Origin of the sequence: Methanohalophilus sp. DAL1 (genome assembly GCF_001683555.1) — an archaeon.
GTDB classification, from domain to species: Archaea; Halobacteriota; Methanosarcinia; order Methanosarcinales; family Methanosarcinaceae; genus Methanohalophilus; species Methanohalophilus euhalobius.
Map to the genome: position 1 here is coordinate 1 of NZ_MAFX01000055.1, position 20,248 is coordinate 20,248.

At 40.7% G+C, this 20,248-nt stretch carries 27 protein-coding genes and 1 tRNA gene; 17 read left to right on the forward strand and 11 right to left on the reverse strand.

Annotation, left to right across the window (positions count from 1 at the left end; translation table 11 throughout):
* From A9957_RS09120 to A9957_RS09140, 5 genes are all read left to right on the forward strand, one after another.
* On the forward strand, positions 1-453 hold a 453-nt coding region (locus A9957_RS09120), incomplete at its 5' end, for a transposase (protein ID WP_292343997.1).
* A gap of 66 nt (positions 454-519) precedes the next feature.
* Positions 520-906 (forward strand): hypothetical protein, encoded by a 387-nt coding sequence (locus tag A9957_RS09125; RefSeq protein ID WP_096711436.1) that lies wholly within the window; start codon positions 520-522, stop codon positions 904-906.
* A gap of 18 nt (positions 907-924) precedes the next feature.
* Positions 925-1,245, forward strand: a complete 321-nt coding sequence (locus tag A9957_RS09130; protein ID WP_128754109.1) for a minor capsid protein — start codon at positions 925-927, stop codon at positions 1,243-1,245.
* A 7-nt stretch (positions 1,246-1,252) separates the two neighbouring features.
* The gene (locus A9957_RS09135) at positions 1,253-1,480 is read left to right on the forward strand and encodes a hypothetical protein (RefSeq protein ID WP_292344000.1); all 228 of its coding nucleotides are present in this window, start codon (positions 1,253-1,255) and stop codon (positions 1,478-1,480) included.
* Positions 1,481-1,538: 58 nt separating this feature from the next.
* On the forward strand, positions 1,539-1,718 hold the full coding sequence (locus A9957_RS09140) for a hypothetical protein (protein ID WP_128754048.1): 180 nt from the start codon (positions 1,539-1,541) through the stop codon (positions 1,716-1,718).
* 15 nt (positions 1,719-1,733) lie between these two features.
* On the opposite strand, the gene A9957_RS09145 is transcribed toward A9957_RS09140, so the two are convergent.
* Complete coding sequence (locus A9957_RS09145) at positions 1,734-1,916, reverse strand: hypothetical protein (RefSeq protein WP_128754047.1); 183 nt, start codon at positions 1,914-1,916, stop codon at positions 1,734-1,736.
* 448 nt (positions 1,917-2,364) lie between these two features.
* A complete protein-coding gene (locus A9957_RS09150; RefSeq protein ID WP_132130888.1) occupies positions 2,365-3,264 on the reverse strand; it encodes a hypothetical protein in 900 nt (299 codons plus the stop codon).
* Positions 3,265-3,634: 370 nt separating this feature from the next.
* Between A9957_RS09150 and A9957_RS09155 the strand changes: the two genes are divergently transcribed.
* The 6 genes from A9957_RS09155 to A9957_RS09180 all read left to right on the forward strand — a co-directional run bounded on the left by A9957_RS09155 (position 3,635) and on the right by A9957_RS09180 (position 5,262).
* A complete protein-coding gene (locus A9957_RS09155; protein WP_128754045.1) occupies positions 3,635-3,934 on the forward strand; it encodes a nucleotidyltransferase family protein in 300 nt (99 codons plus the stop codon).
* Positions 3,927-4,115, forward strand: coding sequence for a DUF86 domain-containing protein (locus A9957_RS09160; protein ID WP_292344001.1), 189 nt, complete (start codon positions 3,927-3,929; stop codon positions 4,113-4,115). Before A9957_RS09155 ends, A9957_RS09160 begins: the two co-directional genes overlap by 8 nt.
* Positions 4,105-4,284 carry a DUF86 domain-containing protein gene (locus A9957_RS09165; RefSeq protein WP_292344003.1) on the forward strand — a complete coding sequence of 60 codons (180 nt, stop codon included), beginning with the start codon at positions 4,105-4,107 and terminating at the stop codon, positions 4,282-4,284. Before A9957_RS09160 ends, A9957_RS09165 begins: the two co-directional genes overlap by 11 nt.
* A 107-nt stretch (positions 4,285-4,391) precedes the next feature.
* Positions 4,392-4,577 carry a hypothetical protein gene (locus tag A9957_RS09170; protein ID WP_128754044.1) on the forward strand — a complete coding sequence of 62 codons (186 nt, stop codon included), beginning with the start codon at positions 4,392-4,394 and terminating at the stop codon, positions 4,575-4,577.
* 214 nt (positions 4,578-4,791) lie between these two features.
* On the forward strand, positions 4,792-5,007 hold the full coding sequence (locus tag A9957_RS09175; protein ID WP_128754043.1) for a hypothetical protein: 216 nt from the start codon (positions 4,792-4,794) through the stop codon (positions 5,005-5,007).
* 6 nt (positions 5,008-5,013) lie between these two features.
* Entirely contained in the window at positions 5,014-5,262 is a 249-nt protein-coding gene (locus A9957_RS09180; protein WP_128754042.1) for a hypothetical protein, read from the forward strand.
* Between the two features lie 70 nt (positions 5,263-5,332).
* Here the strand turns inward: A9957_RS09180 and A9957_RS09185 are convergent, their stop codons facing one another.
* Genes A9957_RS09185 through A9957_RS09195 form a run of 3 tightly spaced genes read right to left on the reverse strand, consistent with a single transcriptional unit; the run spans position 5,333 to position 11,704 of the window.
* Entirely contained in the window at positions 5,333-8,326 is a 2,994-nt protein-coding gene (locus A9957_RS09185) for a type I restriction endonuclease subunit R (protein WP_292344005.1), read from the reverse strand.
* Positions 8,319-9,665 carry a restriction endonuclease subunit S gene (locus A9957_RS09190; RefSeq protein ID WP_292344007.1) on the reverse strand — a complete coding sequence of 449 codons (1,347 nt, stop codon included), beginning with the start codon at positions 9,663-9,665 and terminating at the stop codon, positions 8,319-8,321. Before A9957_RS09190 ends, A9957_RS09185 begins: the two co-directional genes overlap by 8 nt.
* Positions 9,662-11,704, reverse strand: coding sequence for an N-6 DNA methylase (locus A9957_RS09195; protein WP_292344009.1), 2,043 nt, complete (start codon positions 11,702-11,704; stop codon positions 9,662-9,664). The genes A9957_RS09190 and A9957_RS09195 overlap by 4 nt, the downstream gene beginning before the upstream one ends.
* 430 nt (positions 11,705-12,134) lie before the next feature.
* Between A9957_RS09195 and A9957_RS09200 the strand changes: the two genes are divergently transcribed.
* Positions 12,135-13,169 carry a hypothetical protein gene (locus A9957_RS09200; RefSeq protein ID WP_292344010.1) on the forward strand — a complete coding sequence of 345 codons (1,035 nt, stop codon included), beginning with the start codon at positions 12,135-12,137 and terminating at the stop codon, positions 13,167-13,169.
* 180 nt (positions 13,170-13,349) lie between these two features.
* On the opposite strand, the gene A9957_RS09205 is transcribed toward A9957_RS09200, so the two are convergent.
* Positions 13,350-13,727: a DUF2283 domain-containing protein gene (locus A9957_RS09205; RefSeq protein ID WP_292344012.1), complete on the reverse strand. Its 378-nt coding sequence runs from the start codon at positions 13,725-13,727 to the stop codon at positions 13,350-13,352.
* 64 nt (positions 13,728-13,791) lie between these two features.
* On the reverse strand, positions 13,792-14,277 hold the full coding sequence (locus tag A9957_RS09210; RefSeq protein ID WP_105460617.1) for a Csac_0668 family 2Fe-2S cluster-binding (seleno)protein: 486 nt from the start codon (positions 14,275-14,277) through the stop codon (positions 13,792-13,794).
* A gap of 253 nt (positions 14,278-14,530) precedes the next feature.
* On the opposite strand from A9957_RS09210, the gene A9957_RS09220 reads away from it, so the two are divergent.
* Entirely contained in the window at positions 14,531-14,713 is a 183-nt protein-coding gene (locus tag A9957_RS09220) for a hypothetical protein (protein WP_105460616.1), read from the forward strand.
* Positions 14,714-14,775: 62 nt separating this feature from the next.
* On the opposite strand, the gene A9957_RS09225 is transcribed toward A9957_RS09220, so the two are convergent.
* Entirely contained in the window at positions 14,776-15,795 is a 1,020-nt protein-coding gene (locus A9957_RS09225; RefSeq protein WP_292344013.1) for a protein kinase, read from the reverse strand.
* Between the two features lie 240 nt (positions 15,796-16,035).
* A tRNA-Leu gene (locus tag A9957_RS09230) sits at positions 16,036-16,120 on the reverse strand.
* Between the two features lie 101 nt (positions 16,121-16,221).
* On the opposite strand from A9957_RS09230, the gene A9957_RS09235 reads away from it, so the two are divergent.
* The gene (locus tag A9957_RS09235) at positions 16,222-16,983 is read left to right on the forward strand and encodes an MBL fold metallo-hydrolase (RefSeq protein ID WP_292344015.1); all 762 of its coding nucleotides are present in this window, start codon (positions 16,222-16,224) and stop codon (positions 16,981-16,983) included.
* Between the two features lie 2 nt (positions 16,984-16,985).
* On the opposite strand, the gene A9957_RS09240 is transcribed toward A9957_RS09235, so the two are convergent.
* Positions 16,986-17,636, reverse strand: coding sequence for a metallophosphoesterase (locus A9957_RS09240; RefSeq protein WP_292344017.1), 651 nt, complete (start codon positions 17,634-17,636; stop codon positions 16,986-16,988).
* Positions 17,637-17,645: 9 nt separating this feature from the next.
* Complete coding sequence (locus A9957_RS09245) at positions 17,646-17,831, reverse strand: AIM24 family protein (protein ID WP_308736816.1); 186 nt, start codon at positions 17,829-17,831, stop codon at positions 17,646-17,648.
* Positions 17,832-17,967: 136 nt separating this feature from the next.
* Here A9957_RS09245 and trmY point away from each other — a divergent pair, with 136 nt between their 5' ends.
* The 3 genes from trmY to A9957_RS09260 are packed head-to-tail and all read left to right on the forward strand — an operon-like array spanning position 17,968 to position 20,220.
* Positions 17,968-18,570, forward strand: coding sequence for a tRNA (pseudouridine(54)-N(1))-methyltransferase TrmY (gene trmY / locus A9957_RS09250; RefSeq protein WP_096711454.1), 603 nt, complete (start codon positions 17,968-17,970; stop codon positions 18,568-18,570).
* 25 nt (positions 18,571-18,595) lie between these two features.
* Positions 18,596-19,888, forward strand: a complete 1,293-nt coding sequence (locus A9957_RS09255; protein WP_292344018.1) for a tRNA pseudouridine(54/55) synthase Pus10 — start codon at positions 18,596-18,598, stop codon at positions 19,886-19,888.
* A 38-nt stretch (positions 19,889-19,926) separates the two neighbouring features.
* On the forward strand, positions 19,927-20,220 hold the full coding sequence (locus A9957_RS09260; RefSeq protein ID WP_072361122.1) for a 50S ribosomal protein L21e: 294 nt from the start codon (positions 19,927-19,929) through the stop codon (positions 20,218-20,220).
* The last annotated feature ends 28 nt before the right edge of the window (positions 20,221-20,248 follow it).

Sequence of the window (20,248 nt, forward strand, 5' to 3'; positions counted from 1 at the left end):
TCGTCATTACTTAGACAATGCCACAAAAGGAGAAAAGCTGATTGTTATTTGATGGATAAAGGATATGATTCTGAAAAGATACATACTCTAATCAATGAAGAATTGAAAGCAGAAGCCATCATACCTGTAAGATACAGAAAAAGGAAGAAGATCAAAGGAAAATACCGTCGTAAAATGAGAGATGAGTTTGATGAAGATATCTACCATTATAGAAACCTAGTAGAGACGATGTTTTCTGTTTTGAAAAGGAAATATGGGGAAGAACTGAGGGCAACAAAATACAGAAATCAGGTAAAAGAGGTCAAGTTCAAATTATTAATCCATAATATAGACAGGGCAACTTCTATTTCAGTGGTTATTCAAATGAGGATTTCTACAGAGCCAATAATTGATATATTAAAAAAGTATGAGGAAGATTGGGGCTTTATTCAATATTTAGATTTCATCAAATGATTACTCTGTATTTCACTCATTTTTGCCATAAATACCATATACTACTGCCATTCCTCTGGAACTTATATGGTATCATCTCTGATGCGGTCTATTGAGATAAAACAACTAGAACAGCGCATTATATCTCTTTTTGACAGAACTTTCAACAAGGCTGCGAATGTCAGTACACTGGATTATCGGGACGAATTGCTACGGAACACACGAAGGTGGTTCCAATCAAAAACCTTTGAAATCCAGTTCGATCTCCTGCTGACTGAAATAATAAGACTCGCACTGTCACATGCCGATGCGAACCTGCAGGAGGCACAGGTTGCTGCCTCTATTCCCCATATAAGCAAATCTGCAGCCGATAAACCATATCCCCTGACAGCCGAAGCGGTCCGGCTCTCCACCGATCTGACTGGTAAAGTCGCAAAAAGCATTATTGCTATGCTGGACAATGAGGAGATCTAATACAGGAATTCCAACCAACTGGCCAACAACATCAAGAAATACTGGATAAACGAACCCTTTCCTACAGTCAGGTTTGCCAGGACATTTACAGCAGATGTAGCATTTAATTCGGAATTATACAGGTATTCTAAGCGTGGCGTGCAGGTTGAGTTCTTTGCAGAGATCGATGACCGGACTTCACCACAGTGCAGGGCCCTGCATGGCACGGTTTTCGATGCCAATTCTGGTGAAGCAAGCAGAATGAGACTGCCGCTGTATCACAACTGCCGCAGTGATCTGTTGCCTGTGCCTGTCAGTAGTTCTGTTGATACGGACAGAAACCTATGCGCTAAGGCTTAAGCCTACAGTGGCTAGGAAGATTACAGAGGAAGTTAATCAATGGTTAAATAAACGTGCTAAATACAGGGATAAACAGCATACATGGAGTGCTATATTGCTCCTGAAGACAAGAGAAATGGCTCAATACCTTGTTGGCAAACGCAAAACTATTGATTTCGTATCTCATGTATATGAAATTGAAAGACAGGACAACATGGAAATCAGGCAGTTGTTACTTTATATTTTCTATTTTTAGTGGAAAAATTGGTTTTCTCAAAGGGTACCCTACATGATTTGAAACGTGGAACCAGGATATGCTTTGTGTCGAGCAGGCGCAGAACGTTATCGTTGACTGGCTTGAAGAACACAGGTACCTGTCAGAGAACGAGGATATCGCTGCAGTCGGGCTTGGTATCAAGACACTGGACGCAAACGGCAGTCTTGATGTGCAGGATTCCCGCAGGAAGGCGAGCAGTGATATAAGAAATAATTGAAATATTGTAACTCGATTACTGGAAATCAAAATATTTCAAATAGATAACATCTTCTAAGGAAGTATTGGCCACTATCAACTTTTTTCTTGAAACAATATCCCTGTAATCACCAGTAATAAAAAACATCTGTTCAACATTCAAGCCAACATGATGTGCGTCGATAATAATTTCAAGGTCCATAAATTCTTCTTCTGCCAAACCATCTGCTTCCAATAACCTATAAATGTCGTTATAGGGATTATCACGGGCACATACTTTACTAATTTATTTATATTCTGATAATTATCAAGACATCTTTTTTCCATGTCTCGCTGGAGATTTCTCAAATGATTTTTGGCTTCTTTTATATTTTCTACGGGGTTATTTTTAAAATACTCAATTAAGCAATCCCCGATCTGGTATCTTTTTAATACAGATGATGCTTTTTTTAAGCTGAATGATTGTTTTCTGTTAAATTCTCGGATAATGTGTTTAAATTCTTTCTTTATAGTTCCCAAGTTCTTTTTGTATATATCCCTACATTCCTGACAAACGGTATTACTTGAATATCGATCTAAGGAGCAACGCATCACATCTAGAGATTTTAGATTCCAGTTATCGGTTTCAAAAATATAACCAATTAACACATTGTTATCAAGAAAAAGATTCATCCATGCGCTTCCCCCTTATGATTTTCGTATGCGCATTTCAGTAGTTTCTTAACAGTATCTTCGTTTTTATTTGAAAATTCATAATTGTCAGAAAGAATCTCTTCTCTTAGATCTTCCAGTTCATGATAAAAAGCAGGAATTGATTGTTCATATTTTCTCTCCCATTCATCAATGATGCTTTTTTCATCAGGAATATTTTGGTGATGTATTATTCTGACACAATTTGAAAAGACATCCCAGAATTTGTCCCTTAGGTCAACAATAAGACCATATTGTTTTTCGGAAGATGTACAATCCAAAATAAGACGTACAGTGTCATCCCATTCGAGATACAAATCAAATAGTTCAGGGAAATCATCTTCAGGAAAATTGTTGAGTAAATCATCCAACAACGGTTCCAGCTGATCCTTTCTTGAACCAAATCCCCTTTCTTTACGATTCACAACATCAATATAATCCTGAAAAATAGTATTGAAATCATATGGACTGTTTATTTGATATGAATCTCTTTTGACCTTTTTACCGTAATCTGATTTGTATCCATATTGTTTCCAAAGATAACGAACTATTGAATCGATCGTTTTTTTTATATCTGCTTTAAGTCCATAATCTCTTTTTGGGTGCATGGGTGGAACGACTGTGTCGTCTAAAGTATAATATTCAGTAAATTTTCTGGGAAGGGCACTATCCAGAAATCGGGGTTCTATATAAAACCCATATTTATACCAGTATCCTGGTAGTTCCATATCAATTCCTTGTTTTCTCAATCTCGTGTCAAGTAAATTCATCAATTTAGAAAAATGAGAATGATTTAAGACCGGTTTTCTATAAGTATTGAAGGCTTTTAACAGGGAATCTATACTATACTCCAATATTGGATTCGGTTTTGTTACCATCTTTCACCACAAAAAAAGTATTTCGTCTAATTGTTATCAATACTCACATGTGAGTATTGAGAGCATTTGGTATAAACCTTTTGAATTAATTTCATAATCGATTTTTGCCATAAACCCTATATTCCCCTGTCATTCATCCGCCAACACTATATGGCAACTTCCCTGCTGCAGGCAGTCGAAATCAATCAACTCGAGCAGCGTATAATATCTCTTTTTGACTGGACCTTTATCAAGGCAGCAAATATAAGATCACTGAACTACAGTTAGGATCTGCCTAATGAATTCATGGGAATGATCAGACAACACAACCAAAGCAATAATATAAAAAGACCCTCCAAAATGTGTATCAGTATCTCATAAGGGAATTAATATGATCAAAAAGGATATTATTCTGGGAAGACTTGATGAGCTGCTTTTGGAATTGAAAAAGAACTATAAAGTAAAGGAAATAGGCCTTTTTGGGTCGGTGGTGAGGAATGAATACAAAACCGGCAGCGATATTGATTTCCTTGTTGAGTTTGAGAAAGGTGCGGATCTTTTTGATCTCGCAGCTCTTGGAATTTTTCTTGAAGACGAGTTCGGGACAAAGGTAGATATCATCTCGAAACGTGCCGTAAGGGATGAATTGAAGAGCAGGATTTTTTCAGAAGTGGTTTATGTGCATGCATGAGGTGGTTTTCATGCGTGAGTACAGGTTCTTTTTAACTGACATTGTTGAAGCGATTGATGAGATTGAAGATTTCACTTCAGGGATGGACTTCACTGAATTTCTCAACGATAGGAAAACCCAGAAGGCAGTTGTGAAGAATATCGAAATCATTGGTGAAGCCGGCTACGAATGTGCCGGCTGAGATAAAGGCAAGTTATCCTGGCATTCCGTGGCGGGTGATTGCCGGTATGCGGGACCGCTTAGCTCATGGTTATTTCGGAATCGATTATGTGATTGTGTGGGATGTTGTTGGCAATCGTCTGATTGGTTTAAGGGATTCTATCCAGGCAATTCTGGTTGAGATAGATTGAGCAGGAAATAACTTAACCCATCCTACCGAAAATCAGGCGTTAATGCTAACACTAACGGAGCAACAACCAAAAACGTCACACTCGTAAATGCGAATATTACTGCAGATGTGGCGGTCAATAATAAGTATCATATCGATAAGTTCATCCTTGATTCGGATCTGGAGAGGAGGATTGCCGGGGAAAAGGGTTTGCTGGATTCACTTAGCATTTCCCGGACACCTGCAAGGGGGAACATCGATGACATAATCAGGAAATATGAATCACAAATACGTGATATGCCATATGAAAACTGATATGCTTTCTCATCAAATGGCAATGTTCTGTTTAGAAAGTCAGGAAGTAAGAGTGCGATTACAATTACAATGGAAGAAAGCAAAAAACTAAAAGGATCCGTTTTCACGCACAATCACCCGGACAGCAGTTCATTTTCCCCCGCAGATATCCTTACTGCCTGCAATCTGGAGATGAAGGAAATCAGGATAACAGCGACAAAAAAACTCCTACACCATGAAAATGAAAGATGGTTCCAACTTTGAAAGTAAGATGTGGAATGAAAAAATAGAGAAATCTATGAAATACCATAATCGCAATGTTAGAAAAGAGTTTGAAAACAAAATCTTCTCAGGTGAACTTTCTACAGATGATGCTAATTTAATGCATTGGCATGAAGTCTGGTCCCGGGTCGTAAAGGATATACCCCAGTTAGAATATATCAGGAGATAAGAACAAATGATTGATATGGTAAACGCAGAAGGAGATATCGTAATCGACGACAGTACCGATTCAGAAATAATCTATAGTCCTGTCTGTATACACTGCAAACATCTCCGTAAGTCGCAGTTGAATCCCAACGGGACCCATCATAATACATGTGATGCTTTTCCTGAAGGAATTCCCGATGAGATCTGGAGAGGGGACAATGACCATCGTGCTTCGTATCCTGGAGATCATGGGATCCGGTTTGAGAAAAAAGAATGATTGAAGATTTCAACAATATTTCTTATACATGCTCAAATGGCACAATTCAAGTGAACAAGATTTACAGAATTCAGGCAGTATCCTCTTCAGTAATTGCCCGATAGACGTTGTTGAATAACTTCTCCTTGATAATCTCGGCAAATTCTTCCTCATTCTTGATCTTGGAGAACAGTTCAAAATTCACATCGATCAACTTGTTCAATTCTTCTCCAAAAATCTCGTTATATATAAGTTTGACATCCTTCTTTTCGTTCACTTCAGAAGATGAAGCCTGACGCATCCGCTGGTTTGCGATCATGTTGGATTGCATGTTTCCCAGTACCTGGGCAACCTTGTCCTCGTCTGTCAGCATCTCTGCACCACTGGCTTCATTGATCTCTTTCACAATCTCCGAAAGCGGTGTCATCTCATCCTCTGGATTCATGATTGCTCCTGGCTCGGGTACAGGTTCCAGGTTTCCTTCGTCATCTGACAGATATATTTGTCCATTGCTGGTCTCCTGCAATCTGAACGAACTCATCTTGACCTTGTCGGTGACCTCCTTTGGCAGACGGTCATATTCTATATGCAACTCTTTAATGAGGAACCTGGAGAACTGATAGAATTTCTCAAGTTCGTCATCAAAGAAGGATATTATCTGGGACAGGAAGGCATACTGGCGTACAAAAACGGTCATTTTCTTCTTGAAATCCCGCCTTTCATCTTCCTCAAGTTTTCCCCATCTCCTGATTGGCTGGTGCAGGGCTGTATAGAGATTTGCCTGTTTTCCTTTAGAAGAAAAGTACTCTGCAGCGAAGTTGTTGATATCTGTATCATCAAAAACACCGAAGTCCCGCAATTGATTCTCATAATCATAGAGTTTGTTGGGATCTGTGGCTTCAGTGAGAGTGGTTTTGACATGATATTTTTCGAAAGATTCCTTGATCTTTTCTGCCTCGTTGACAAAGTCCAGCACCATCGTATCTGATTTATCGGGATGGATACGGTTCAAGCGACTCAGTGTCTGTACTGCATCCACTCCACCGAGTTTCTTGTCCACATACATGGTGTGCAGCAGGGGTTGATCGAATCCCGTCTGGAATTTGTTGGCCACGATCATTATCCTGTATTCGTCTTCATTGAACTTCTCGGCAGTCTGAGAATCGGGGAAACCGTTCTCTCCAGATTCGGTGAATTCCTTGCCCGTGTATTTCTTGTACACATCTTCTCCTTGCACAACTCCCGAGAATGCGACCAGTACAGCGAAGGGATAGCCCTTTTCTGCGATCTGTTTCTTGAATTCCAGTTCGTATCGGACTGCATTGGCCCTGGAACCTGTCACCAGCATGGCTTTTGCTTTGCCGCCGATCCTGTTTATGGTATTGGTTGCAAAATGATTGAGCATCAGTTCGGTCTTCTGCCTGATAGCATACTCACTTGAGCCCACATAGTTTTTCAGGAGGGATTTGGCAGCCATCTTCTGGTACCTGGGATCGTCCTCGATGCTTTTCATCAGTTCAAAATAGGTGGTGTATGTGGTGTAGTTCTGCAGTACATCCATGATGAAGCCTTCCTCGATTGCCTGCTTCATCGAATACAGGTGGAAGGGTTCGAAAGTACCATCTGCCTGCTCTTCCCCAAACATCTCCATGGTCTTGTTCTTGGGAGTGGCGGTGAAAGCATAGAAACTGATGTTTTTGGGCTGGAGCTTGAGATCGGTGGTGATCTCATCCATCTTTTCATTGATGGTATCCTCCACATCCCTGACCTGCTCGTCCTCATACTCCACGGTATCCTCGGTCACCAGCACCTTTCTGACATCTCTGGCGGTATTGCCTGTCTGGGAGGAATGGGCTTCATCGATCACCACGGCAAACCGTTTACCAGGGGTCTTGTGGAACAGTTCGATTGCAAAGGGAAATGTCTGCAGGGTTACGATTATGATCTTCTTGCCTGCTTCGATGGCTTCAGCCAATCTTTTTGACTTGTCCCTGTCAATGGCTTCCACCGTTCCCCTGACCTGCTCATGTGCCATTATGGTGTTTCGCAGTTGTTCATCAAGTACCCGCCTGTCGGTTATCACTATAATGGAATCGAAGATGTTCTCATTGTTTTCGTCATGTAATCCAGCAAGTTTGTTGCACAGCCAGGCAATGGAATTGCTTTTCCCGCTTCCTGCACTGTGCTGGATGAGATATTTTCGACCGACACCATTGATCCTGGTATTTTCCACAAGCAGATTGACTGCACCCAGTTGGTGATAGCGAGGGAAGATCAACTGGCGGGATACATTGCCTTGTTCATCCCTTTTGTCCACTATCTGCAGGAAGTTCTGTATGATATCCAGCAACAGATCCTTGCTCCAGATCTCCTGCCAGAGATAGGATGTATCGTAATCGTCATACATGGGCGGGTTGCCTGCACCATTTTGATATCCCCTGTTGAAAGGTAAAAATACCGTAGACTCATCCTGCAGTTTGGTGGTCATGTATACCAGATGCGGATCGACTGCGAAGTGCCCGAAACACCTGCCAAACTGCAGCAGGGGTTCTGCTGGATCCCTGTTGGTCCTGTACTGTTTGATCGCATTATCCACATCCTGCCCGTTCAGGGTATCCTTGAGTTCGGAGGTGATGATGGGAATTCCGTTGATGAACAGACACAGGTCTATAGATTTATTGGGATTTTTCCTGCTGTAGTGAAGTTGACGGATTACGGAGAACCTGTTGTTCCTGTACTTTTTCTGGTGGGCTTCATTGAGTGCAGTCTCGGGCTTGAAATATATCAGATCGAAATGACAGCCCGTATCCTTGACACCTTTCCTGAGTACATCCAGTGTACCCTGTTTCTGGAGGACCCTGGTCAACCTGTTCAGGAATTTGTCCTTTACCCTGTCATCACCATGCCTGGCTTTGAGTTTCTGCCATTCCTCGGACTGGGTGGAGCGGATGAAATCAAAGAGCATATCAGCATCCAGACAGAGTTCCTTATCGTAGTCCTGATTTGCACGCTGGATATACTTCTGGTCTCTTACAAGCGATTCCACTATATCGGTTTCGAATTTTTCTTCGGCTGGATCAGTCACTTACAGTCCCCCTGACGTCAATCTTCCCCGTGACAGCACTGGATATGAGTGCAGTACGATATTCCTTCAGGTATTCAATGGATTGTTTCGTTTTTTCGATTAAGTTGTCAATCTGTGATGTTTCTCTGTCGAGATAATTGGCTATGGCTTGTTGTTCTTGGAGAGGTGGAACTAAAAATGGCACTTCTTTCAGTCTCTCTCTTGTTAAATGAGCAATACTAACTCGATTTACAATTGAATCAAAATATCCAATTTTTCCTTGAGATATAAATTGATAAAGAAAATAAATTGGATTATGAGGGTCTTTTAAGGTTACTTTATGAACTGAATTTTGTATATAACATTCATCTAATTCATCTAACCATATTGCAGTTCTCCCAACTTCTCCTCCCTCACTTACAAGTAAATCATTTGCATAAAGTCGGTATTGATTAATTTCATTGTCAGAAAACCACATTTCTTTTACATCATTAACATCTACTTTACCCCATCGTATATTTTTGGCTCTTAAATAATTCTTTTTATTATATCCTCCTTTATCCTTGGGTGTTAACATTTTTCCTAATACAATTTTTCCAATTTGTTTCAGTTTCGTAACATCCCAGTGTTCGGGAATCTCCCCTATCCACTCAATCCCCGAATCCTTCATCGGCACATCTGGATCGAGTCCCCTCGTGACCGCATGGCTGATCAGTGCCGAACGCCTCTCTTCCAGCAGTTCGATGAATTGCTGTTTCTTCTCCACAAGGGCATCGATGCGGGATGTTTCACGGTCGAGGAAGGTGGCTATGGCTTTTTGATCCGACAATGGAGGTAATATGATGTTAATTCTTAGAAATTCGTCAGGATACAAGCGCAATCTTGAATCAATAATGCCTGTAGAATGGCACTTAAATTCCGTAATGTATTTATCAGTTCTTAAAAGGTAGTGCAAGTAACGTGCATCATTTTCAATCATAGGTTTAAAGACGGCATATGAAGGGCTTACTATTCCATCATATGCAGTAACACCTAAACCACGTTTCCAGGCAAGCATTATGTTCATAACTAAATCGTCTGGTTTACATTTTTTGTAGCCTTCCAATGTTTTTGCACGAGTTACAAACTCGCCCTCTTCCATTACTTCAAGTCGAGGCTTAATTCCATAATACTCAGATACAGACAATAAATTTTCAGAACCATTTATTGACCTGTCATTTCTTTCTTGATAGACATATTTGGATCTTCGAACATCCCAATGCTCTGGAATCTCCCCTATCCACTCTACTCCCGAATCCTTGTACTCGGTGTATGGTTCCATCCCCGAAGAGTCCATATATTTGACATGGGATGAACTCATTGCTTCATCACTTCCAATATCTCCAGGATCTCGTTTTCCAGTTTGTTGATGTCGTCCTCGATCTCCTGCAGGGGACGTGGGGGCTGGTATTCATAGAAATACTGGTTAAAATTGATCGTGTATCCGACCTTACCAATCTCTCCGTCCTTTTCATCGGTCATGGATTCATTGATCCATGCATCAGGAACGTAGGGCTGTACTTCTCTCTCGAAATACTCCTGGATGTCCTCATCCAGCGGTACATTCTCATAATCCCTCAACTGGGTATCAGCCTCGATATTGCCTTTATTGTCCCTGCAGATCTCGCCATTTTCATCCTGTTCGGACATCACAGCCAGTATAGCCTTTCTTACAGGTGCTTTTATCGACACCTTTGCCCGCTTGAGAGATGACTCGAGGTCTTTGAGAAACTCATCGCGGCTCATGTATATCTTATCATGATCCATTCCTGCAAGCACGTCAATAACTAAGTCCTGCAACTTCCTGCCTGCAGCCTCTTCCCTCTCCTTCTCTGCAGTATCCTTGCGTTTTTTGCTTGTAGCAAGACTCTGGAAAGCCTTCTGCTCCTTCAACTCCTCGATACGTTCCTCGGTGATCTGACATTTCAGGCGCAGGGGTCGCTCAATTGTGATCTTGCGATAACCAAACGCAGTATTATCAAAGATCTGGGAAGATTCATTTTCCTCAAACCTGGCATGCAGGCGTGTCAGGGTCTCGATCTGTTCCTGAGATATTTCATGTCTTTTATCCCCGAGACTCTTCCGCATATTAATATAACAGGAAGTCCCGTCGATCAGCTGGACCTTGCCCTTCCTGACTTCATCCTTACGGTTTGTGCATATCCAGACATAGGTATTGATTCCCGTATTGTAGAACAATTGGTCAGGTAATGCCACGATCGCTTCCAGCATATCATTCTCCAGAATCCAGCGTCGAATTTCACTTTCACCCGAACCTGCATCTCCCGTAAACAGCGGCGAACCATTCATGACAATTCCCATTCTGCCTCCTCCTTCCCCAAGAGGACGCATCTTTGAAATCATATGCATCAAAAACAGCATCTGACCGTCACTTGATCTGGGCAGTCCTGCACCGAACCTGCCACTGAATCCCCTGTTCGCTTCAGCCTCCACTATCTTCTTATCCTTCTTCCAGTCCTTCCCAAAGGGTGGATTGGAAAGCTGGTAGTGGAAGGTCATGTCAGCATGCTGGTCATTGGATAACGTTGACCCCAGCATAATATTCTCTGAATCCCTGCCATTACCCTTGAGCAACAGTTCTGCCTTGGCAATCGCATAGGTCTCGGGATTGACCTCCTGTCCGTACAGGTGCATATCAACATTGGGATTGATCTCCTCATGTACATAATCCCTGGATACGGTCAGCATCCCTCCAGTACCACATGCAGGATCGTAAACCGTCCGCACAGGATGATTGTGACCGATGATATCCATATCCTGATGGAACAGCAGATGCACCATCATGGTTATCACCTCACGCGGGGTGAAATGCTCTCCAGGATTCTCATTCATGTTCTCATTGAACCGCCTCAGCAATTCCTCGAAAATATATCCCATTTCCATATTGCTGACAGCATCGGGATGCAGGTCCACATTCCCAAACTTCTCCACAAGCATGTAGAGCAGATTGTTCTCATCCAGGAAATCGATGTAATTGTCAATATTAAATTTGGACAGGATCTCCTTGACATTATCCGAAAATGAGTCCATGTATGCCAGGAAATTCTTCTTTATATTCTTCGGATCATCAAGCAGTTTTTTCAGATCATACTGAGAAGTATTGTAGAATCGGCAGTCTGCTACATCACACAGGGCACTGTACTTGTCCTTGACCTTCCCTTCCAGTATTTTATTTCTCTCAAGTACATCCTCCTTAGTGGGTTCAAGGACGCATTCAATCCGTCTGATTACGGTAAAGGGTAAGATGAGGTCCCTGTATTTCCCTGCCTTCAGGTCGTCCCTAAGAACCTCGTCCGCCACACTCCAAATGAAATTCGCTTTTTCCTGGAAATTGCTCACATTATCACTGCTCTTCAGTATGTATTTGTTTATTATATATTTGATGATTTTATTTTGTTGAAATCTATGAACAAAGGCAAGTAATTTGTTGTTGGGTGGTAGTGTACGAAAATGAAAAAATATGCAGTAACACGAATATGTGACAAGTTTTGCGATTAAGAATAGGGTGGGAATATAGGTAAGTCTAAAAATGGAATTGTTGGTAAAATAATTCACTGTATACGTGGCTCATATAAATTATTTAAATTAGGAAATCTATTAATAATATTTACATCTAATAAATTGTAATATGATTTATTTTAATGGTGTCATACTATCTTTTCTGGATTTACATCTCGATAACTTATATAGCAACATCATAAACATATTCCATAGTATACCTCCATATTCACAATATTTTAATTCTATAGTTTTGTCATTAATTTATGCATTGGCGATTATAGGTGGTCTTTTTTTATTTGCTCTAAAGAAAAATCAATACAAACTAGAGAAAAACTCAGAACCAGAATTCATTCAAGATCTGATACAAAGAGGATTAGGGATTATAAAGCCATTTAGAGAGATATTAAGAACTATTAAACCTTCTTTAATTATTGTAACATTTGTGCTGGCTGTTCTATTGGCAGCTGGCACTTTATTATTTAAATTGCCTCTTGAAGCAATTGAAGTCTTATGCGTGCACATTCTATTTTTAGATGTAATTATATTACTAAAATTAAGTACATTATTATCTAATATACAAACAAGATTAGCACAAAAAAATAATAATTATTTATCTCCTTACTTAATTCTTAAATCTTTAAATGAGTTAATTAATTATTTAATAAGCAAATTTAGCCTTAGATCTTTCACAAGTAATAGTATCAAATATGTATTACTGCCTCTCTTTATAGCTTTTTTTTGGCAAGAATTATTTTATGTTACTATTTTTTTTCTTGTCGGATGGAATGTGCTAATCTATATTTTTAATTCCATTAAATCTAAACCGATGATGAGCCGACCTAAATGGGTTTCAGTAGAATATTTATCAGGGTTAGAAGTACATGATTTAATTCTATATCAATCAACAGCAATGGATTATAGGTTTAAATATATTGATAACGATGATGAGCTAATAATACCAGTTACTGCTATCAAAAAAATAGTTTATGATTATAATTTTGAATTAACCCAGTGGAAAAAACTTTCTGAATATGAATTTGAAATACCCTACCTTACATCTGATTTTGCTACTAAAATTATAAACATGTCCTATAAATTAACTGGATTGAATATTTATAAACAGTTAGCATTATATAATTGCACAAAAATATATTCAAAATATGATCAAAAAAGAGAAGCAGAGGATTGCTTTAAGGACTTAGTACAGGTAACAGATGGAAATGTCATAAAATTTAACTTTGAATCCACTGATTTTGATAATATCCGAAATGAAGAATGGTTTCAAAAAAATACATGTAACTGATAAAGGATGAACAAGCGACACGATACGAGGAATTCAAACCCTCAAACTCCTTCCAAAAACAGATCTCAACTGAAGTAAGAAATATCAAAGGCAAAGTTGGGTCGGGTGGATTCAGCAGTTCGGGTTTCTCAAGTGCTATATTTTTTGATCGAAACACCAGCATTGAAAGGTAAGTAAAAATTATGCCAGTGCCAGGGTGGTTGACCCCGGGGATAAATTCATCTCGTTGTTACCTGTAACGGAAACAGTCTTTGCAACGGGATGGTTCCTTTTTACAAAAGTCATTTTCAGATTGAGAGTAAGTTTACTGTCTTCTACTTCAAAATTAACATTCAGTTCCACAGGTTCACGCATCTCATATTTACTGATATTGAATTTCCTGGATGCGTCAAGTATCTCAATGCCGACAAACTTGTTATTTTCGTCCACGTCAAGGATGATATCATCTAACATCAATGAGGATTTGTATTTGCGGTCCTGAGGATAGATGTACATACTGTCATTTATCCAATCGTAATCAAAATGGCTATGTTCATAATGGACTACATCGCCGCTCATTTACTTTATCCTCCTTTCAACTTCCTGTGGAAAACATGTCACCAATGAAATATTTTTAATTATATTAATCAATTAATGCTTTATCTATAATTCCCTGTATTGTGTGATGGCAACATTTACCTGACGGATTATTTATTTGACAATTTGGATTAGTCATTGCTCCTGTGATTTCTAAAACTTCTTTCATATTAGTTGCCTTATCATTAATCACAGCATTTATAACTTGTTCTTCTGTTACTTTACTACAATAACAGGCATATTTCGGGTTTGCACCTTTTTTAAACCATATTGGTACTTTTACATCACTTTTTTCGAATTTAACTCTGAAATCATTGTTATAATAAGAAATCTTGCAATCTTCATTCATACATAAATAATAGTCAAAATCACCTATATTTTCTAACAGATCATCACATATCATATGTCTTACAGTAATATTTTTTACAAAACCACCTGGAACGTTACAAACTGGACAGGGACTACCATTGTCCTTAATATTGGTTTTTAAATTTGTTTCACATGGTATGACATTAAGGTTGATTCCGTTCATTTCTGTGTGTCTCCTTTTGTACCTGTCATTATCATTCTTCCCACATCTCCAACCTTTCCTTAACATGAGTATTAAGAGTAAATGGCTTATCAATTTTAGCATTCTTCTTCATGCAATGTAAAGTACCCTTAGAGAACCATCCAGAACATAAGTTTGAGGTGAGATTGGTATTCTTGCAAGGAAGCATATTGATGTTGACGGAGCGATTTACCTTGGCAAAGAAGCCAATGGAATTGATGAGCAGGAATTGGATGTGAGAAAGACACAAAAGTTCATTGATGAAAAAACAGTGGAGAAGTTTAATCTTGATTTAACTCCAGAAAAAGCAAGAGAGATTGGAATTAAGCATAGAAGTGCTTTGGCTTACTTGAAGAAAAAAGCAAAGGAAACAGAGTTGAATTTTAAAGTTAGAAATGTGGAAAGAATTATTAATTAGCCGAGGTGATGATAAACTAAACATTCGTATTTTGTCGACCATTCTTAGAAGTGCGGATGTGCTTATATATTTAGATCTTGCAAATATTTTCTACGCCACTTGCAATAAATAGAGTTCATGTTCTCTATATTTTCACTACTTAAAGATTTCTTTTTTATAGTACCGTCATATAAACCATTTATATTATCTTTGCAAGTTGAAATCACATAGCCGATGAAGATTTCAATATAAGTATCTTCAATGGCTGAATTTTGTATAAAACGAAAAACATTGTCCAAATTAAAAAAAGGACTTTCACAAACGTCGGTGGCTAAAGAGAACATTATCCGTGATTTTGAATAATCGTCTAGGGTACCATCGTCGTCTAGGGTGCCATCCAAACTTTTTAAATCTTCAATAACATTTCTTAACCTTAGCATTGAACAAGGAACACATTCCGGGGGGGATTTTTTTAGGATTTCTTTTTCTAATATGTTATATTTTTCATCTTCTTGTTTCAAAAGTAATAAACCAGTCTTAAGTAAAAGATCTGTTTCACGTTGACGTGATTTCTCTGTGTTTGAAAAAAAACTAGTTCCGAAATCAATTATTTTTATACTATTATCTGGTTTTATTAGTACATTCCGGTCATGCAGATCACCATGATAAATTCCCATTTTATGTACATTTCTCATTTCATGATATATTTGTTCTAAAATGGAACAACGTAACCAAAATTGCTGTCCTTTTTCTAACCATTGTCTCAAAGTTTCTCCTTGGACAAATTCATATACAGCATAAAAATAAGTATCATCTATTGCACCAGCATGATGAATTCTGACAATTTTGTCACTATCCAATTGGGCAATTTTTTGAATTTCATTGCGGAATCTATCTAAATCTGGTTTTCTCTGGTTTTTATAAGGTAGCCAAAATTTGATTGCCACTGTTCTCTCCAAAAGGGGATCCTTGCCTTCTAAAACAATACCGTTAGCACCTTGGCCTATTTCCTTGTTAAGTTCATAACTCAAATCTGCTATGTTGATTTTCTCGCCAGAAATAAATAATTCTTTTGTATTTTCATCAAAGTGATATTTAGTCATTGTACCCCTCTGCTTGTTCATTGATAGTAACAAAGCAATATATGTAATATATTTTATCAATTATATTTTGTAGAGACCTTTAATTTTTATTTTTTAAAGCCTACTCATGATTGTTCACTCTATTACAGAAAACTAATATACACATATACAATTAATATTGCTTGGCTATAAAAAATATATTATTTATTCCCACAAATTAGCGTACAAAAAATTAGAGATACCTATATCCCAAAAAAGCGATGCGAGGGGAGGGATTCGAACCCTCGAATTCCTTCGAAACCGGATCTTAAGTCCGGCGCCTTTGACCGGGCTGGGCAACCCTCGCAGGAAGATGTGTAGAATTAGCCTTTGCCGGTTGGTTGGATGAATGAGCTTTATAAAGCCATTCGGAATCCATAATTAGAGTTAAGTTACTTAAACCTTATTATGGTAGGCATGAAAATACAATTCCTTGGTAGCGGTGTGGCAATCCCCCGGCCCGGCAGGGTGCAGTCCGGGATTGCAGTTGAGACTGAAAACGGCCGTTTATTACTTTTTGACTGCGGGGCCGGGGTGCTGCAGCGCCTCTTTGAGAGCGGGCGTGATCCCCGGGATGTTGATGCAATCATCCTGACCCACCTGCACCTGGATCATGTGGCCGATGTCCTGCCCCTGCTCAAAAGCCGCTGGTTGTGTGAGAAAAGCGATTGTGTCATCTACGGGCCACAGGGCACCCGGGAATGGCTGGACGGCCTGTTCGGGCTGTATCCCTATTTACAGGCCAGGTTTGACCTCTCCGTCACCGAACTCAAACCCGGCCGGCAAATCGCACTTGAAGGTGGTGATTGCCGGCTCAGCTGTGCCGCAGGAGTGCACAGCGTACTCTCCCTGGGTTACAGACTCGAGGACGGAGGGAAAATAATGGTATATGCCGGGGACACCGAACCCTGTGACTCCCTCATGGAACTGGCACAGGGAGCCGATATTCTCATCCACGAATGTTCGTTTCCCCCAGGCTTTGACATCGACTGCCACACCACACCGGATATGCTGGGCCCCTATCTCGAAAAACTTGATGCAGGCAAACTCTACCTGACCCATCTCTACCCGCAAATGCAGGGCCATGAACAGGAATCACTGGAATACCTGCGCAGCCGATTCAAAGGTGAAGTGCACATCGCCTCGGACCTGCTGGAAATCGACCCCTGAGATCAGACCTGCAGCATCTCGATATCCAGTTTGCCCGATTTTTCATCCAGTTCGATAAGGGCAGCCGATCCTTCCGAAGCCATACCGGTGTTCACGACAGTTGTACCGGCCACTTCCATGACTCCCTTGTCCTCATGGATATGGCCACAGACGATCAGGTCCACCTTGCCCAGCATGTCGGCTACAGCTTTACAGCCCACATTACCGGCTTCGATGCGATCCAGTGTGCAGTAAGGGGGTGAATGGGATAGCAGCACCAGGTAATCGCCCTTCTGTCTTCCTTCAGCAGCCAGTTTGTCCAGGGTTGTTGCAATTTCCTCTTCTTCGATTTCATAGGGAGTTTTGAAGGGTGTGGGGTTGGATCCACCCATCCCTATGAAAGCCACATTTTCCATGATCCACAAACGCTCGTGGAGATTTATGGCCTTTGACTCATCCAGAAGATTGCAGATACTTTGCAGGTCACAGTTGCCCGGAATGGCCAGGGTTGTTTTGTCAAACATTCTCATCATCTCCAGGGCCTGCTCATCCGGCCCGAAGTTGGTGATATCTCCTGCAACCAGTATCAAATCCACATCCTCTGCCCTGTCAAGTATGGCAGGGATGCGTGTAAAATTCCCGTGTGCATCGGACATTGCAAGTATACGCATCATTTATGCTCCTTAGAAGTTCTTATCGCCGCCGAGGATACCGCTCAAACCGCCACCGGTTGAGGCCTGCATTTTGATATCCTGGGCCATATACATCATGGCACCAACCTCTGCCCTCACACTTTCGGAAGGATCAATTTCGATCTCCACAAGCTGCATCTCATTCCCAATGATATCATAATCGATTTCGTCTGTCATTTGTGTGACTCCTGTTGAATTTACAATAATTTAATATTCTTTAAATTTATATACCTGCTTCATTGGCAAAATACATAATCAAATTTAAATAGTACTGCACATTTTATCGGCATCAGAAATTGAAAGGATAACCACTATGAAACACTTTCTCATTATTGCCCATAAGGCGCATACCGCCGATGATTTTTCCCTGAATGACCTGCCTGGTTCTGCCGGCAGGATGGATATACTGTGCAGGTGCGTAAATTCAGCCCTTTTTCTCTCCCATGACCTGCGCCGGGACGTACAGATTCACCTCCTGCTCCTCGGAGAACCCGACCCTGGCAGGGTTATCAAATTTGACGGGGAGACCGTACGTTACCTGAATCCGGATGAACGAAGTAGTGGCTCTCTTATCAAAAAAGCCCTGGATAAGGATTCTTCTGACTTTGAGATTCGCTCCACACCCGGTGTCACCGTGCGTGATGCAAACCTATCCACTCTCCTTTCGGAATTCAAGCAGCAGGGTTGCTCTCTTTATTATCTGCTTGAAGACGGCAAGGAAATCCGTGAAGAAACCCTTCCCAGAGGGGATATGGTCTTTATTCTGGGTGATCACAGCGGTGTTACCGAAGAAGAAGAGGCAGAGATAGAAAAAGCCGGTGCAATAAAACTTAATATAGGCCCGATCTCGCTTCATTCGGACCATTGTATTACAATTTTACACAACGAACTTGACCGCAGGGAAAAAGAATATTAACCTTTTTGCTATTGGAAGTGAATACATGACCATAATGCAAACAGCAGCCCGAATCATTGAGGAAGGTCCAATATGCGACAATTGTATGGGCAGGCAATTTGCCCGCTTGCTTACCGGCCTGACAAATGCTGAAAGAGGAGAGGCTATCAAACTATCCCTCTCATTAGAAGCTGCACGCCTGATGAAAGAAGAAGGCTATAAGGATTTACTTGAAAAACTCGCTCTTTCCAACTCCTACGCATGTAAGACACTGGATGCCTCCTGTAAAGAAGAGGAATGCTGGGTATGCATTGGGCTTTTTGACAATCTGGATGAATGGGTGGATAGAGCTATAAAGGCTCTTGAAGGAATCGAGTATTCCACTTTTGTCGTGGGTACAAAGGTTAGCGGACTGCTGGCTGAGAATGAAGAGATCCTCTGGGCTGAATGCGGGGCTGATTATGCCGAGCAGCTGAAAACCGAACTTAACAGGGAGATCGGAAAACGCCTGGCAGCCCGCAGCGGCAAAGAAGTAGACATCAAAATGCCCGATGTTGTTGTTATTCTTGACATAGCAAAAGAAGATATTATACTGGAAATCCGCTCGGTTTATGTTGAAGGTCGCTATCGCAAACTTGTGCGTGGCATACCCCAGACCCGATGGCCCTGCCGCAAATGCAAGGGAAAGGGATGTCAGAGCTGTGATAATACAGGAAAACAATATCCCGAATCCGTGGATGAATTGGTTAGTGAACCTGTAATTGAAGCATTTGACAGTGATGATACTAAATTCCACGGTGCTGGAAGGGAAGACATAGACGCCTTAATGCTCGGTGCAGGTCGCCCATTTGTAGTTGAAGCTATAAATCCGGGTAAGCGTAACTACAATCTTTCTGATCTGGAAGAGCAAATAAACAGTAAAGCTGACGGGAAAATTGAAGTTGAAGGTCTCAAATTTGCGGACAAGGCCAGAGTTCAGACCCTCAAGAACTCTACGGCGGATAAAGTTTATAAGCTTAAAGTTACATTCAATGCCCCTGTTACGGAAGACGCCATCAGGACTGCTCTTGAGGACCTCCAGGGTAATCTAATCGAACAGCGCACGCCTCAAAGGGTGTCGCATCGAAGGGCTGATCTTGTAAGGAAACGTCAGGTGCATTCGATAGAACTTCTCGAATATCATCAGGATCATGCAATAATCAGGGTTGATTGTGAAGGCGGGCTTTATGTGAAAGAGCTTATATCCAGTGACGAGGGACGCACGACTCCGAGCCTCACCGGTCTGCTTGGAATTGATGCAGTGGTTGAAGAACTTGATGTGGTCGATGTGAAGATTTAACCGGATTATAATTTATATATCATCAACGGAGGAACATTATGCCAAAATCAAATGGTGAAAGATACTGTACAAGATACAAGCTTAAAAAGTCAATCAGGGAAAGAGGACTCTCTCCTGTGAGCAAAGCCATCCAGAGTTTCAGTGAAGGACAGAGAGTCCATATAGATATTGATCCCAGTGTCCAGAAAGGAATGCCAAATCCCAGATACCAGGGTAAAACCGGTAAGGTACTCTCTCAGCGCGGGCGTGCCTATATCCTTGAAGTACGTGAAGGAAATGCCAATAAGCAGGTAATTGTCCTGCCACAGCACCTTAAACCCCAGAAATACTGATTTCTGGTAAGAAATATAAATATCAGAG